Origin of the sequence: Yersinia sp. 1652 StPb PI (genome assembly GCF_041538345.1) — a bacterium.
GTDB classification, from domain to species: Bacteria; Pseudomonadota; Gammaproteobacteria; order Enterobacterales; family Enterobacteriaceae; genus Yersinia; species Yersinia enterocolitica_E.
Genome location: NZ_JAULSM010000003.1, coordinates 1 through 15,615, shown reverse-complemented (window position 1 = coordinate 15,615; position 15,615 = coordinate 1). Strand labels below are relative to the sequence as shown.

Sequence of the window (15,615 nt, the reverse complement as noted above, 5' to 3'; positions counted from 1 at the left end):
TCATGCCGCAATCTGTGACAAGGTACCGCAATACCATCGGAGCTCACGTAAACTGGGAAGACAAACAACAGAATGATCAAAAAAAACAGAATGAACGCATTCAGCAACTAGCAGCACAGCCAGGGAGACATGTAGGAAATATAAACAGACAAAAAGTGGCATGTGCAGTCGTACAGCTACTTTCTGTAATCACTTCAGTACGGAACACTAATACCAGACCCTCTATAACGTCCAAAAGAGCAGATGAGCTGTCAGTTAATGAGAGAATACAATACGCCGATGTATCATATCGGAGAAAAGCTATTGAACAGGCATTTAACCGTGAAGTAAAGAGGGGCTCCGAGCAGAATTCCCACCATGAAAACTATCCAAAAATACAGGCTGGGGTATTTGAACAGCGTAGAGTTTATTCACAGAGAGCTGATTCCACAACTCATCAGCCAAGGTCTGACCTGATTCGACCGGCTGATAGCCCGCTTTCGAAAACACTCTCGGTATCCTTACCAGAAAATGAAATAACGCCTTCTGCTTCCGGAAAGATAGGTTACTTTAGTACCATGTTGGCTTCCCTTGCGGATGGGCTGCATGAAATAGACCAATTTATATCCCGACATGACCCACTGACACTGCCGACAGCAGATGCATCACCTATAAGACATAATAAAAATGACAACATGCTTAAGGACATCAGAAAGATCAGACATAGTCCGCGGAATCCACTCAACCATTCTACGAAAAGGGCAAATATAAAAATTACTGAGATGCTCCAAAAAGAAGAGTTACTTAACAAGGGGAAAATACATAATGAGGAGCTACTCTCTGCCATTGCAGTCTATTTGCTTAATGGAAGTGATGGCATTTCACCACATATAAATAAAGTCGAAGAATTAGCCAGAAACATTTTGGATTCAAATGGACTGTGGGGCGGAAATAAAGATGATAAAATATCCACAATTCAGTCTGAGTCAATTGTTCGCGAGTGGGTATTCAGAAATGTTCTTGGTGTACCTCCCGTGGAATATATTGTAAACAATATGAACTCAGACGCTTTTCCAAACTATTACACCGTAAGCAGCATTCATCACTTATTATCATTTGATCGGTTGCTTAAAAATAATTATTTACATTATGACCGAATACCCTCCTTAAGATGGGGGGATTTAAATGCGATGTGGCACTCTTTCCTGACAGCAGAAATGCCTTTCCTTAAATTCAGTGACCAATCAGTAACGATGCTGGGTTTAAGAGATTACAACTTTGCGAACATGTATTCCGGCTCGCGTTTTCTGGAAATGAACTCTTTTAAGGCTTATTCGCCAGATGAAGCGATAAGCGTTGGCGAGAAAATGTGGGATATAGCTGCCGAGGAGGGGGTTACGATAGATAATCTGGCCTTTTACAAGGCACCTGCACTATTTTTAACTCATGATTCCTTTACCGGAAACAAAACACATAGAAATGATAACTATATTGATGCCATTAATAATTACATTCAATACAGGAAAGAGATAAAAGAAGTACAGAAAGATATAACCGAAAAATATAATAATTATCTTGCAGCAACAGAGGCCTGGCTCAGTAAAGGAAAACTTGCAGATAATATTATATCGCAATGCCCTTCTCTCAGCCCAGGACTTCCCGATCTGGCCGACGCTCTACGTACTCCGAAGCAGAAAAGAGAAAGGGAAGAGAGTGATGCAAAGCAATACTATCTGAATGGCATGGGTAAACCTTGCGAAAAAGCACCAGAGAGCTTAAGCAGCGAATACCATCGGTTGACAGCAGATACCTCAGACAGTTTTCGTGAGGTTGATAAGTACCTTATTCTTTCGGCAATCAGTTCATTGCCCGGGGATGAAATACAATTCATTCAGTCAGCTGGTAAACGAATCTATCCTGGGAACGCTTATATACAGATGATCGAGCCGGGTTCATTCTATGTAACACGTGAGCATTATCTGGAGCGAACGGATCTTTTTGCCGTAAAACAACACGGGGAGGAGAGGATTTATGCACTTAAGGCTGGAAAAAAAAATGATAATGGCTACAAGCTTATCAGGGTGGACCGGGATATAAAACGATATATTTCCAGCGGGATTCTTGGTGAACTCTTTGATGACTACAAAATTACATGGGATAGTGCTGAGGATAGCCGGGATATAGCCAACTTTGGCGTGAAAATCAATGAGACTGCATGGTCAGGGAGCGAGGACCATATCAGTATAATAACAGACTCAATAAGTAAAAAGCATCGTGATGATTTATATAATGCATTATACGAAGCAGGAAACGATAAGTCTGATATTCAGAAAGCATGGAATGTGATTAAGCATTTCATTCCTTTTTATGACTGTGTTGAAGGGATTGTAAATAACGACCTGGAGCATGCCGTACCTGCATGTCTTCTGGATGCAGTTGCATTTGTTCCAGTTTTCGGCAATGCCGCAAGTTTGAGCGGAAAGTTTGGTATGGGAGTCGCCCGGGGACTTCGCAGCGGTGCGCATATGGTGGGAAGGGAAGGCATTCAGGCCGCGGGTAAAGCTCTCCTCCGGGAAGTCAGTCTGCCAACGACCACTGAACTAGCCTCTCTCGGGAAAAACGCTCTACGGGCTATTGACCCTGGCTTCGAACTGATAATAGCTACCAGCAGTAAGTTTGGTAAGCAAATTGTTAACTTGTTGTCCACCGATAAAAAAACAACAGCGTTGGCACGTCATATTACCGCTTCGAGAGCCCTTGACAAACTCCCTCGTGCATCATCAGATAAATATGTAATGGGCATCTTACCAGGTACTGAACTGCAGGTACCTTTAAGAAACATTGGTAAGCAGGGCGTCAGAAATATTTACGTACTCGCGAATAAGGAAACCGGGGAGCTTTTCGGTCGACGATATTTTAAGGAAGCGTCAGGTGAGCTTTTCCCTCAGATAACCTTTGGACATTTTTATAACAGAGTCAACGGAATTCAACAATGGGATTCATTCAATTTTAACAAATTAGAAGATAAAAACATTCCTCACGAGTCTGGATTATATACAACTCTGGATTTACATGGCAAGGCGACAGGTAAACTATTCCTGAAACTTAAAAAAGGGAGCCTTTCTATTACTGAAACTAGTAAAGGTAAATACTATATGATGGAAGGGAAAGACAACAGAGTAATCATCGGGAAAACTTCCATCTCAAATGAATTTAAAGTTATTGATAATAATAAAAAACTAGAAGAGCTCAAATATTTGGACAGCACTTGGTGCCCCCCACGACGGTTCGGTAGAAGTCTGTTGGTTAATCCTGAAGTTACATGTATTGAACTGCCACAATTGGGGAGTGAAAAGATAACTTACAGAACTAACGTTGTATTAAATGGCTACGATAAGGCCCATGACTTTGATGTCCAGTATTACGGATTATATGGTATGGATACACCTACTCGTTTAAATATAAAAAATAAAATTGATGATACTTTGTTTTATGAAAATGGTAACACTCACTTAAAACAAGAAGATATAGATGCATCCGTTTATGAAAAAGTATTTGCGGATACAGACATTCATGTTTCTAAAAATGAATTAAAATTTTCAGATAGTTCTGACACTTATATCTTTCCTTCACAAGCACTCACAAAAAATGAAAAGCTTGCTGTACGACGCTGGACTGCCGTTGATGATGACTTAGATGATATTTTCAGTGATGGTATGAAGGACACCACCAAAATGGGGATGGATTCAATGAATTATGATTTAAATAAAAAGCTGGCCACTGCTGAAAAGCTAGATGAAGATGAGAGGAATATGGTAAGGATTTTTGACTCAGCATTAAATAAAATACCTTCACAGCGAGGGGATTTTATCAGAGTCTCTGAATATACTGATTCGGTCATCCCCTGGGGAAGTGAATTAAAACCAGGGGATATCGTTACTAACTACCCTTGCTATATGAGTGTATCCTCCGACATGACATATATTAATCAGGCAACTGAGGCTAACTCTGAAGTTCAGACTAATGTATATTTGAGATTTGAAAACACATATTCATCAAAGCCTCTACTAAAAGGAAGTGCATCTTTGGCTGATGAACTTGAATCCGTTTTCAAAAGAGACTCAGCTTTTGAGGTAAAACAAATTGCCATTGCTGATGACGTAACCAGTGGAAACCATGCATTGGAGATAAAAAAGAGGATCGTGATCACACTTAATGAAGTCGAGCTCCCTCCATCTAAGAACGCTAAAAACATACACACAGGAAAAACTGTAAATGTCCAAATTTAATTCTGAGGGACTGTAATTAAAATTGTGTAATTGCCTGTTTTTGATAGGTTTGCTCCAATAATCAAGACAGGAAAATTATGAGCGAAAAGAAACTTAGGGCACTTGAGAGAGTGTCCATAATTCTGTGTCACGTTAAATGATCGCCGTCACCATGTATTCCCCCCAATATTTAAGCATGCCAGACATTAGAATTCTCTAGTTAAAATATAATCAACGGAGGCTCATCATGAAGAAAGCATGCTTTACTGAAGTTTAGATCCTGAGGGTCTTGAAAGAAGTTGCAGGTGGCTGGCATGTGAAAGATGTCTGTAGCGAGAATGGTGTATCAGAAGCCAGCTACTACAACTGGAAATCGAAATGCGGCGTAATTAAATCCCTATAATATCAATCGCATGAAAGAACTTGAAGACGAAACCGGCGACTAAAACAAATGTATGCCTCTTTGAGCTTATACCACGAAATACTTAAAGATATTGTGGCAAAAAAGCTCTTAAGACACCTGAAAAACGCGAGCTGATCATCAACCACCTGTCATTTATGCACGACAAAAACTTGATCTCCTCCCTGAAAACAGTGCCAGTCTAAACTGAAGTATCCGGTCTTTCTTTCATCTCACTGAGAGGCATATCAACCATGAAAAAGAGCCGTTATACCGAAGAACAGATAGCATCTGCCCTTAAACAGGCCGAAACCGGCACCCGGGTGGAGGAAGTGTACAGAAAGATGGGTATTTCTGAAGCCACTTTTTATAACTGGAAGAAAAAATTTGGCGGGATGGGCGTAACGGAACTGCGCCGTTTGCGGCAGCTTGAGGACGAAAACCAACGGCTCAAACGTCTGGTGGCGGACCTCAGTCTGGATAAGGAAATGCTTCAGGATGTCATTCGAAAAAAGTTCTGAGGCCCATCCAGAAGCGTGAAGCGGTGACTTACCTGCTGGATGCATATCGTATCGGCCTGCGTCGTAGTTGCCGTTTAATGATGCAGAGTCGCACGGTATACCAGTATCGCAGTTGTCGTGATGACAGGGCCCTGACTCACCGGATAAGAGAAATTGCACAGACGCGGATCCGCTATGGTTGCCCGCGTATTCATATTCTTTTGCGCCGCGAGGGTTGGTTAGTCAACCACAAGAAAACCCACCGAATTTACTGTCAGGAAGGGCTGAATCTGCGGGCAAAACGCCCACGCCGGCATGTCACAGCCAGGCACAGACACACACGTCCGCAAGTGACCGCACTAGATCAGTGCTGGAGCATGGATTTTGTTGCTGATAATCTGTTCAACGGACGTCGGATACGCGCCCTAACTGTAGTGGATAATTTTAGTCGTGAATGCCTGGCGATCGAGGTGGGTAACGTGTTGCGCGGGGATGATGTGGTGGCTGTTATGGAGCGCCTGAAGCAACGGCACCGGCGTATCCCCCACCGGCTGCAAACGGATAATGGCAGCGAATTTATCTCTAAAGCGGTTGACCGATGGGCATACGAAAATAAGGTGACAATGGACTTCTCACGCCCCGGCAAACCGACAGATAATGCTCTGGTCGAGTCATTCAACGGTAGCCTGCGTGATGATTGCCTGAATGTACACTGGTTCCTGTCATTGGAAGATGCTCAGGAGAAGATCGAGAACTGGCGGCAGGAATATAACCAGCAACGACCACATTCATCATTAAATAACCAGACGCCGGAGGAATTTATCCGAAGTCTGCAAAAAGGGCGGAATCTCTGATTTAACCTGGCATCGATATTGGGAAGGGATCAAACTGGCCGGAAATTATCAATGGCAATGGTACTAAAAACCGGAGGGACTACAATATCATCGCCTCATCGTCAAAACTGGAGACACAATATTTAACATCTCTGGAAAACAGCAAGCAAAAACTTTCTATCAAGTACGATTAACAATAAATTGCCAACTCAAACTGTACAGAATTTATTCTGTTTTGATAATTAACAGGAGATAAGCTATGTCGATTTTATTTAGTATTTACATTAAATATCTTTAACTATTTGTTATAGTAATCTCAACATTACTTTCACGCTTGCCGACGATGCGATATCTCAAGTAAAAACAACATTTAGATATCGCCCTGTCTTATTTAATATCATTATATTGATGATAAACTGGTGATGCTTTTTATCGAGCAATAGGGATGACATTTAAAGAGGAATATAAATGGCTCAGAATATTTATGATAATCAAAAATTTTTTTCAGGCTACGCTAAACTTAGCCGTTCAGTAGATGGTTTGGATGGCGCTCCGGAGTGGTCCGCTATTTGCAAAATCCTGCCGCCACTGTCTGGACATAAAATTGTAGACTTAGGTTGTGGCTATGGTTGGTTTTGCCGATATGCGCGTTTACAAGGCGCAGTTGAAGTATTAGGACTTGATGTTTCCGAGAGAATGTTAAATCGTGCTAAAGAAATGACGGCTGACGAAGGGATTATTTATCGCCAAGAAGATTTGGAAAATACCAAACTACCACAACAGATGTACCATTTGGCGTACAGTTCTCTGGCATTACATTACATCAAAGCCCTTCCGGAGTTGCTGACTACGATTTATAACGCCTTGCTTCCGGGGGGAAGTTTCATTTTTTCCGCGGAACACCCTATCTACACTGCACCTGAGCAACCCGGTTGGTTGATTGCAGATGATGGGCAAAAATCGTGGCCAGTAAATAGTTATCAGGTTGAAGGTGAGCGGGTAACAAACTGGTTAGCTGAAGGTGTTATTAAGCAACATAGGACATTAGGAACTTATATTAACCTTTTAATTGAACATGGTTTCGTTATTACACATTTAGAGGAATGGGGCCCAACAGCACAGCAAATTACAGATTGTCCAGCGTTGGATGATGAAAAAGAACGTCCAATGATATTCATACTCTCAGCTCAAAAACCTGCCTAACTTAACAGTAAATTTAATCAATTAGTAAACCATGTAATTTAGTTATCCGCTATCGGGGGAGATTAACTTGTAGTGAACACTCCTGAAGCGGATTACCGGATTAAGGTGCGTTCATCTGGTTTTTAGGTCAGTAAAGAACTCTATATGTGGTGGCGAAAATTTATGGCAGATCTTCTTCAATAACTCTAACGCGCTATCGCTTGTTCAACTGGCGGCAGCTGCACAAAGGATTTGAGCATCAGTCGCCAGTTGCTGATGACATCTCTTATGCCATAATCCCCCGCACTTCATCCAGCTTTCGCGCCACATGGAATGCCGCTGCCAGCTCACTACAATTGTGCTGGTTCATCAACTGACGGCGCTGCACTTTTTCTTCTTTTTCCGTCATACCCAACGCCAGATAGAGGCTGGGTGGTACCACCCGGAACAACGCATCTAACCGTTTGGCTAACACCACGCCCTCGGTATAACATCCAGGGAGCTTTGTGGCCGACAGCAGCATGGCCTTTTGCTCCTCAGTGAGTTTTTTGAACCGAGAAATCTGTTCGACCTCATCCGCTGGCACCGTCAAACATAACCACCACTCCGCCATATTCAGCATTTTCTCAGCCGTATCCGGGTAGTCAGCCAGATTCTGCGTCGCCAGCCACAACCAGGCCCCGAGCTTACGCCACATTTTTACCACCTTGGTCATATAGGGCGATAGCAACGGGTTGGTAGTCACAATATGAGCCTCATCAATCACCATCGTGATTTCACGCTCAAGATACTGATCGCGCTCCGCGATGTTATTGACAGTATTTACCAGAGCAATCACGGCAACCGCCATCTGTGCTTCATAGCCCTCGCGGGCAAGTGTGCCGAGATCGATAACGGTGACATCGGCCTCTGGCCAAGGCGTTCCGGGGCGATTAAATAACTCGCCTTCAAATCCTTCGGTAAACATCCGCAGTGCTTGCGACATTTCTTCCGCCCGCGCACGTCGGCTGGCCGTTCTATGTTCACGGCCAGCCGCATCTTGACTGTTGTCGCGTGCAATGTATTCCAATGCATGCATCAGGTCTTCCGGCAACATCTGCCGACTTGCATCAAAGGAAGTGCGAGCGGCAGCCAGAATAGCTTCGCGCAACATGCCGCGATCAGCTCGCGTCATACGCGCTTCTTCGGCCGCTTCACCGCCGGTAACCATCAGGCGAGCAGCAATCTCCATTTCACCGAGAATATCGCGTTTTTCATCATTATCATCGGCTGTATCTATATCGGGTAATACTGTTTCATCTGTGACCAATTCATCGCGAGAGACCTGCAATAGCAGATGTGCATCAGCAAACGGAGCCAAAGACACTCCTTTACCGGGTTTGACACTGATTTTATTGACGGTCAGCCCCAACGAGCGGCAATAGTCAGCCAGTAAGCCAAAGGAGTTACCGGCTTCCAGTAGAAACAGACGCGGCTGGTGAACTGCCATCAATTGGGACAGTGAACTGCACAATGTGGCAGATTTCCCCGAGCCAGTTGGCCCGAACAACAGCAAGTGTGCATTCTGCGTGCGATCATCTTTGTTAAGTGGATCAAAGGTCAGCGGCGCACCGCCACGGTTGAAAAACGAGAACCCCGGATGACCGGTGCCAGTGTCGCGGCCAAACACCGGCAGCAAACAGGCAAAATGCTGCACAAAGGTTAATCTGCTGTACCAGTGATTTTTGTCGGCACCGGGGTTAAAACACATAGGCAACGCCCGCAAGTAGCCATTAAGCGGTGCTACTTCATGCTCTGGGTTGACTGGTTGTAAACCGGCGTTCAACAGTTTGGCGCTGATATTAAGGCAATATTTATCCAGAATATCCTGATTCGATGCCTTAATCAGAAAGGTTAATGCGGCGCGGTACAATTTATGCCGTTTACCCAGATATTCCCGTGCTGTATGCGTATCTTCACGAGCACGGATAGAGTCAATATTGTCCCCCATCGCGTTACGTTCAAGGCGGCTAAACTCCTCTTCCAGCACATCTTGTGGCTGCACAATCAGCGTCATGGCAATAATTGTGCCTTCTGGCATCAGGTCCATCAAAGTATTAATATTTTCACCACGCCGAACTTCACCGGTCAGATGGCCAGTTTGGGGCGCGCGGCGTAAACGTTCAACCGGTACCGCCTTATGTGCCACGTTATCAAACCACCAAACGCCACGCTCTGCATCACTGCGCGGACGGGTAAACCACAGCGTTTCACTAAAGTCATTTAAGAGCGGCAGAGTATCGGGCGCATCATCGTCGTGTCGGGCTGTGTCGTAGAGGACATCCGGCGCTATCCATTCTGGTTTTGGATTAAACCAGCGCAGTAACCAGCTATGAATTTGCTCGCCATTTTGTCGCTCACACCGGATACCAGCCGCGGCCAACGCAGCGGTAAGGCGGCCACAAACTTGATTTAATATCGCTGTCGGTGGTGGCTGATCGCGCCCATGCTTTTCGACATAACGGTAAATCACCATGCGGGTACGGCGTGTCTGACCACGCCATACTGCTCCGGTGACAATCCTGTCTTCAAACAAGCCATTTTCTGCCGAAATACTTTTCATATGGCGTTCTGTTTCAGCCAGCCATGCCTGTGTAAACGGCGTTCCTTGCGCCCAGGGCTTTATGTAACCACGTAACTTATCCATATACGCCGTTATATCAGTTTCATCCTGACAGTAGAACTGTACCACCCACTGGTGATCATTCAGCTCCGGCAGACTGTCCTGTAGTGCATCCTCGACAGCGTCACGGATCTCTTCAAGGCGTTCAGCCGGCCGACCTTCAGTACCCACCGGAATGACGTCAAACACCGCACCAACCGATAAACCATCATCAAGTAGCAGACAGCGCTCTTCCTCGAGATATTCAGCCCACGGCATATAATCAATGATAGATGGGGCGGTGCTGTATGTTTTCGCCTCATCACTATCGGTAAACTTTCCCTCTCTGTTAAAGGGTTCATGCCCCTTAATAGCAAAAGGGCCGTTACCTGTTAGATGAACATGGGATGAAGCCACTTTGGCGCGAAATAATGAAAACATCACAAATCCTCAATGCGTTCACCCGGCAGGGCATACTGAATCTGGCTGTAGAACGGAAACACCGTGCTATAGCCCGGTACCGGCGTATTGCCATCAGCAAGATGAGGGTAAACGTACATCACCATGTCAGGATTCGGCAGGCGCGGGAAAGTTTGCTGTATCTCATTTTCCTGAGTACGACTGTAGCTTTCCGCCGCCTGCTTCGACGTGGTTTGTTCGCTATCGTTAAGATTACGCCGTAAGGTCGTTCGCCCTTCACGAGTTGCATAATTTGTTGATGCACCCTGGTGCCAAATATCCAGCATACTGCTGTTGCCTGCTGGCAACATTTTATCTTTACGGGTAAAACAGCCGGTGAGTACGCAGCTAGTCAACAGCAACAGGATAGAAACCAACTTCATGTGTTTTTTCGTCATCATATCTTCCTGTTAATCCATACCGGTTCCTGGCTGGCTTAGGCTGAAGTCATATTTCACCTTGCGACCTTGTTCTTCATAATCGATCGTCAACTGGCGGGTGATGTGGACAGCCACCTTAATGCCCGGTGGAACATAAATTGCATCAAAGGTTTGTCCATAACGCGCCTTTACCCACTGCGCTATTTCCTGCATGCCGCCTGAGATTGCTTTCCCCATCAGCACCTTTCCGGCATCACCGGTCAGTGTTGATGTCAGGCCACCATTGGCATTGGTCTGAGCGGCATTCTGATTTTGTGCGGGGGCTTCACCGGCCGCACTACTGGCAGATAAGGCAAAGAGTGTTGGCAGGTAGCTGGAAGCGTTCGATTTACGCTCTCCTGATAGACACGGAATACCATTTTCATCAGATAACCAACCTATACTGTTGTTCTGATTGCTATTACTCTCAGATTTACTCGCTGGACGTGGCAAAGTACGCACCGTGCCGTCGGTGAATACAAAGGTGATACTGGTCACCGAACCACGAACACAAGACAGTGTCCAGTCGCCAGTTGCGCTACCTGCGATAATCGCGCCCTGAACATCGGGTAGATCGATGCCATTTGCCGTTAGGTTGTCTTTTCCGATTAATACTTTGAAGGGATAGGGGTCTGTCACTTTGCCATCAATTGGTACACGGCCCAGCAGCGCGGTCATGGCTCGGCTGCCGATCAGGGTGGTGTTCTCCGGTAGGGTATACACAGGCTCAACTGGCTCCTCTGCCACATTATTACCATTCAGGTTCTGCCCATTATGGGTTTTATTCGCCAACTCAGATTTCTGGCGAGTGATCGGGTTGTCATCGAGAAAAGAGGTGGCAAAGGTGAAACCGTTGGCTGCACTGTTATTACTCTTACTATTAGCATCAACAGCAACGCCGTCATTTGGCTCGATCCACTGTAAGCCATCATTATTCAACACGGGCGGAGCATTCTCGAATCCCCCATCACTCAAACCCAGCCCCACGGGAATATCACTGTGATTGCCTTTATCTTTCAATGCTTGCATCAACACACTGATTTGTGGAGTTATTTCCTGAACCTGCCCTGTTAATTGCCTCTGAGCTTTATCGGCATGAGCCTGAGAATTAGCAATGGCCTGATTGATGCGTTCATCGGCATTCTGGGTAAGCTGCTTCAGGTTTTTATTCTCATCCGCCAAGGCCTTATTGTTGGCATCCAGTTGATTTTGGCGGTTAGTGACCATTCTCAAACTTCCAACCAAGGTACGCAGCGTATCCTGTGGCGTATCCCCTTCAATACCCATGGCTTTGAGATCTTCTGGCGTAAGTTCAGCCAACACACCACCTGCTTTATCAAAAATTACCGCTTGTTCATTTCTGGTCGAGCAGGATTTTACGCCTATCAACACAGCCGCCAAAATGGTCAGCGGCACCATGAGTTTGACCAATAGGTTGGATTTCACTTTCATCGTCGAGTACTCCGTAGCTTCTGATCCTTGTCCGTAACTATTATGGCTTCAGATATAAATGCTGCGTCGGGACGCCCATGCACCACCAGATACAGCACGGTTGTATCTTCTGGCGTTCCTGCATTACCCAGCCAGCGGTGCTGAAAGGTTGCAGCGATAAATGTCCCCTGCAACGCGCGCGGATCGAGCATGACTTTGGTCGCCGCCGTGTTGCACACCTGTAGGGCAATAACGCTGTAACCATTAAGGTTCCAGCCCGCCAGAGGGCTGACTACAACCGGTACTGAGGGATATAATGTGGTGATACGTAAAGGGAGATTGAGCCGCTCGTTGCTAATACCCGGCACCGCTTCAACCGTGCGCAGCGGCCCATATAGACTCTGAGCGGCATAACGCGTGAGTACCACAGGTATGGGAGCATTTAATTTTGTCGGTTTGTGCCGTTTGGATCTTGCTTTGCTCTGCGCAGAAGATGATTTGCCACTGGCAGAAGCAGAGGACACTTCCCCCTCATAGACCAGTTGCACTGGTTCCCGAGTTGATTTACCCGGTTCTGCACTCACATCGAGAAGAATAATTTCGCCATTGACCTTGTTCTGTAACTGCAATCTAGTGACTGGAAAGGCTTTGCGGGCATCAAGATAAACAGCACCGCCGCTGCTTTGTACTCGCAGCTTCCCGTTCAAGGACGGAGGAACCCCCACACGCACATTTTTATCCACGAAAATAATACGTTCTTGACCGATATTCAGAGGGATTTGCAGCGGGATCCGCTCCCACTTCATCAGCTCAACCGCACTGGCTACAGCAGAAAGCGTCATCAATACCAGAGTTATCAAGGTGTTCAGTCTCATTAGAACATCCCCGCTTTCTTTTTCTGTATCTGTAACGGTATTGCCTCAAGTCGTTGTGGCACACTGTCATAGCAATCCAGCGCCAGTCCGAATGGGTTACGTTCCGGGTCACCTTCCCAGCGGATCACCTTGATGGGATAGCGCACCAAGGCTCTTTTGACCGGTTCAGTGTGGTAATACTCATCGGCCACCAAATCCAATCTGGCTACCCATTCATCACCAGATTTGATATCCACACTCTTGCTGCTATAACCCCGTTTGGAGATTTCATAGACCACACGTACCCGATCTTTGAGTTCACCGTTATCGGTGCGAAAGCGGGCATCTTTGTTCAAGAAGTCCTGACAGGCGGGTGTTAGATAAGGGCTTAGTTGGGTTATTTTGGCTGGGTAATCTACCTCGCCATTTTTGGGCCAGGCATTCAATTGCTGGAAGATGTAGAACGCAAAGCTGTAAACCGTAGACGGCGGCACTTCCCACCATTTTTTGCTACTGCCTGAGCGTAGATCTGGCGGATTGTGGATGGTGAGGTCGCGCGGTGCCTGCATCCAGCCAATACTGGCAACGAGCATGCCAATAAAGAACATGGCGCAAAATAGTCGAAGCGAAAAAATATGATGGTCCCGAGCGCTAACGGCATTGCGAAAACGGCTCATTTTGTTACTCCCCGTTTAAACTGACGTGAACGCCGTAGCTCCCACGCCCGGCTGACAATCACCAGATTATGAGCAAATCCTAGCCGCGCTCGTATTTGTTCTAAACGTCGCCGGAGGTAGTTATCAGGCTTGCCACGTTTGTATTGGCTGACCCATCGGCCACCGATAAAAACCACCACAATAGGCATAATTAGCATGCTGATTGGGATAGCAACCCAGCCAAGTGCGGGGATGAGGATAAATGGAATAGAAACAGGGATACCGAGCAAGGAACCACAGCCAACCGCCAGAAGAAACTCACCAGAAGTGAATCCGCGCCAGACAACAGGTGGCGTATTCAGGCGGTCGGGCAGAAACTCAATCACAGCCATACCACCTCCTTAGAGGATGCCGCTGGCTTGGGTGACGAGCCAGATGATAACCACCAGCAAGATCACGCCGATAATGATAAAAGTGCCAAACTCAGTCCAGGTCGCTTTTCCCTGACGCACATGGTGGAAGCAGCTGATTGCGGCATTGGCTACGACAATAAAAGCAACGGCGCAGATAACCAGTGCACCGAGCGTCAGTCCATCCCGCAGGTACCCTCTAAAGGTATTATAAGTACCAGTTCCCCCACCCGATGAAGGCTGTTCGATGGCTGGCAATTCAGCAAATGCACTCCCGATATAGAACCAGCCACTTCCCACTATCAAGGTTAACTTTTGACGTATAAAAACAATTAACTTCATTGACTTACCCTTAAATCAGTGGAAAAAGAAGAACAGAGTCAGGAGCAGTAACAGAATCAGACGGATGGCGGCCTCTGGTAGTTTGTCCATCGGCACTGACTTGTTGGACACACCGCGAAAAGCCGTGACCAGTACCCAGGCGGCGAATAGGAATAACGAGCCGCCAAAAAGCCCGAGAATCAGAAAATTAAGCGCCGAGGGTTCCATCCCACCGCCGGTACCAGCATGCCAGGCTGACTGCTGGACGCGGGTCATCGGCATCAGCGCTTCTCCTCGCGGTATTGGCCGGTGACAGACAGAGGCAATGATGGTTGCGCCCGAGAGGGTGCCAGATAACGTTCAATACCTTGTTTCATGGTGGTGATATCACGTTTTGCACTGAGATAATCGAAATAAAAGCGGGCATCCTGAGCATGCTGATTAGCTACCACACGGGCGCGGTCAAAACCGGCTTGAACCTGATCAAGCTGACGCATAACCAGAACCAGCTCGCCCTTTTCGGCGGCTTGAGTCTGGAAAGTTCCAACTACAATCAGCGACAAAACGCAGAATTTTGGGGAAAGGCGCATTACGCTCTCCTGTAGTTTCAACAGTGCACACAGATTGGCGCAATCCGTAACGGAGAGCAGTGAAAAATTGTATATGACGGGATGATAATTAATGAGAAATGTAAATTTTAGGACTTCAAAATAGCGAATATATATTACAACTGAACTATTTTATCTGTTGATAAGGTGACAGGTACACATGGCAAGTCTTGGGCGTATGTCGGGAAGTCTGAACGGGAGGAACTACAGGTGATGATACCGCAATCACCACCTGCCAAACTGACCTGCTTCGACTGATTTCAGGACGGCGATGATCTGGTGCTCAGTGAATCGGATCTTACGCATAGCGATCTCCTCAGGTGACATAATCAGTATGTCGGAAGATCTCTAAAAGTGAATGGGCCGTTTGGGTGGGATACTGACAATAACGCTATGATGGTTTTAACGTGACACAGAATTTTGAACGCTCTCGGGTTTCAGGTTAAAAATAGGCTATATAAGGTATATTAACATATAAACTCACGCATAGACCCATCATCCGTGGTATAGGGCTTGCTGCCGTTCATGGTCTGGCGTTCTTAAAAGAAGCGATTCAATCTCCTAACCATCAACTAAATAGCATTATGTTTTCCTACTATGTTATTAATGAATAAGGTATCAATGTAGTGGCATAGTTAATTTGGCCACCTGAAG

The 15,615-nt window shown here is 46.1% G+C and carries 12 protein-coding genes and 1 pseudogene; 4 read left to right on the top strand and 9 right to left on the bottom strand.

Annotated features, from left to right (window positions below):
• Positions 1-2: 2 nt before the first annotated feature.
• From Q2T71_RS22930 to Q2T71_RS22915, 4 genes and pseudogenes are all read left to right on the top strand, one after another.
• A complete protein-coding gene (locus Q2T71_RS22930) occupies positions 3-4,268 on the top strand; it encodes a hypothetical protein (protein ID WP_372560716.1) in 4,266 nt (1,421 codons plus the stop codon).
• Between the two features lie 256 nt (positions 4,269-4,524).
• Positions 4,525-4,787: pseudogene (locus Q2T71_RS22925) on the top strand (transposase); the annotation flags it as partial.
• Between the two features lie 114 nt (positions 4,788-4,901).
• Positions 4,902-6,001, top strand: a protein-coding gene (locus Q2T71_RS22920; RefSeq protein ID WP_372560715.1) for an IS3 family transposase whose coding sequence is annotated in 2 segments (ribosomal slippage) — positions 4,902-5,163 and positions 5,163-6,001 — 1,101 coding nt in all. Because the reading frame shifts where the segments join, the coding sequence is not laid out codon by codon here.
• Positions 6,002-6,448: 447 nt separating this feature from the next.
• On the top strand, positions 6,449-7,183 hold the full coding sequence (locus Q2T71_RS22915; RefSeq protein WP_372560714.1) for a class I SAM-dependent methyltransferase: 735 nt from the start codon (positions 6,449-6,451) through the stop codon (positions 7,181-7,183).
• 265 nt (positions 7,184-7,448) lie between these two features.
• On the opposite strand, the gene Q2T71_RS22910 is transcribed toward Q2T71_RS22915, so the two are convergent.
• Genes Q2T71_RS22910 through Q2T71_RS22870 form a run of 9 tightly spaced genes read right to left on the bottom strand, consistent with a single transcriptional unit; the run spans position 7,449 to position 14,943 of the window.
• Complete coding sequence (locus Q2T71_RS22910) at positions 7,449-10,247, bottom strand: conjugative transfer ATPase (RefSeq protein WP_372560713.1); 2,799 nt, start codon at positions 10,245-10,247, stop codon at positions 7,449-7,451.
• Positions 10,244-10,660, bottom strand: coding sequence for a TIGR03751 family conjugal transfer lipoprotein (locus Q2T71_RS22905; protein WP_372560712.1), 417 nt, complete (start codon positions 10,658-10,660; stop codon positions 10,244-10,246). Before Q2T71_RS22905 ends, Q2T71_RS22910 begins: the two co-directional genes overlap by 4 nt.
• A 12-nt stretch (positions 10,661-10,672) precedes the next feature.
• The gene (locus tag Q2T71_RS22900) at positions 10,673-12,133 is read right to left on the bottom strand and encodes a TIGR03752 family integrating conjugative element protein (protein ID WP_372560711.1); all 1,461 of its coding nucleotides are present in this window, start codon (positions 12,131-12,133) and stop codon (positions 10,673-10,675) included.
• On the bottom strand, positions 12,130-12,987 hold the full coding sequence (locus Q2T71_RS22895; protein WP_372560710.1) for a TIGR03749 family integrating conjugative element protein: 858 nt from the start codon (positions 12,985-12,987) through the stop codon (positions 12,130-12,132). Before Q2T71_RS22895 ends, Q2T71_RS22900 begins: the two co-directional genes overlap by 4 nt.
• Positions 12,987-13,643, bottom strand: coding sequence for a PFL_4703 family integrating conjugative element protein (locus tag Q2T71_RS22890; RefSeq protein ID WP_372560709.1), 657 nt, complete (start codon positions 13,641-13,643; stop codon positions 12,987-12,989). The genes Q2T71_RS22895 and Q2T71_RS22890 overlap by 1 nt, the downstream gene beginning before the upstream one ends.
• Positions 13,640-14,014, bottom strand: coding sequence for a TIGR03750 family conjugal transfer protein (locus Q2T71_RS22885; protein WP_372560708.1), 375 nt, complete (start codon positions 14,012-14,014; stop codon positions 13,640-13,642). The genes Q2T71_RS22890 and Q2T71_RS22885 overlap by 4 nt, the downstream gene beginning before the upstream one ends.
• A gap of 9 nt (positions 14,015-14,023) precedes the next feature.
• A complete protein-coding gene (locus Q2T71_RS22880) occupies positions 14,024-14,374 on the bottom strand; it encodes a TIGR03745 family integrating conjugative element membrane protein (protein ID WP_151432203.1) in 351 nt (116 codons plus the stop codon).
• Positions 14,375-14,389: 15 nt separating this feature from the next.
• Entirely contained in the window at positions 14,390-14,635 is a 246-nt protein-coding gene (locus tag Q2T71_RS22875; RefSeq protein ID WP_372560707.1) for a TIGR03758 family integrating conjugative element protein, read from the bottom strand.
• Positions 14,635-14,943: an RAQPRD family integrative conjugative element protein gene (locus Q2T71_RS22870; RefSeq protein WP_372560706.1), complete on the bottom strand. Its 309-nt coding sequence runs from the start codon at positions 14,941-14,943 to the stop codon at positions 14,635-14,637. The genes Q2T71_RS22875 and Q2T71_RS22870 overlap by 1 nt, the downstream gene beginning before the upstream one ends.
• Positions 14,944-15,615: the final 672 nt, after the last annotated feature.

What these genes read in the sequence shown, in the direction of transcription:
- Q2T71_RS22930 (WP_372560716.1), top strand. Translation starts at nt 3, where the DNA reads ATGCCGCAATCTGTGACAAGGTACCGCAATACCATCGGAGCTCACGTA.
- Q2T71_RS22915 (WP_372560714.1), top strand. Translation starts at nt 6,449, where the DNA reads ATGGCTCAGAATATTTATGATAATCAAAAATTTTTTTCAGGCTACGCT.
- Q2T71_RS22905 (WP_372560712.1), bottom strand. Translation starts at nt 10,660, where the DNA reads ATGACGAAAAAACACATGAAGTTGGTTTCTATCCTGTTGCTGTTGACT.
- Q2T71_RS22900 (WP_372560711.1), bottom strand. Translation starts at nt 12,133, where the DNA reads ATGAAAGTGAAATCCAACCTATTGGTCAAACTCATGGTGCCGCTGACC.
- Q2T71_RS22895 (WP_372560710.1), bottom strand. Translation starts at nt 12,987, where the DNA reads ATGAGACTGAACACCTTGATAACTCTGGTATTGATGACGCTTTCTGCT.
- Q2T71_RS22890 (WP_372560709.1), bottom strand. Translation starts at nt 13,643, where the DNA reads ATGAGCCGTTTTCGCAATGCCGTTAGCGCTCGGGACCATCATATTTTT.
- Q2T71_RS22885 (WP_372560708.1), bottom strand. Translation starts at nt 14,014, where the DNA reads ATGGCTGTGATTGAGTTTCTGCCCGACCGCCTGAATACGCCACCTGTT.
- Q2T71_RS22880 (WP_151432203.1), bottom strand. Translation starts at nt 14,374, where the DNA reads ATGAAGTTAATTGTTTTTATACGTCAAAAGTTAACCTTGATAGTGGGA.
- Q2T71_RS22875 (WP_372560707.1), bottom strand. Translation starts at nt 14,635, where the DNA reads ATGCCGATGACCCGCGTCCAGCAGTCAGCCTGGCATGCTGGTACCGGC.
- Q2T71_RS22870 (WP_372560706.1), bottom strand. Translation starts at nt 14,943, where the DNA reads ATGCGCCTTTCCCCAAAATTCTGCGTTTTGTCGCTGATTGTAGTTGGA.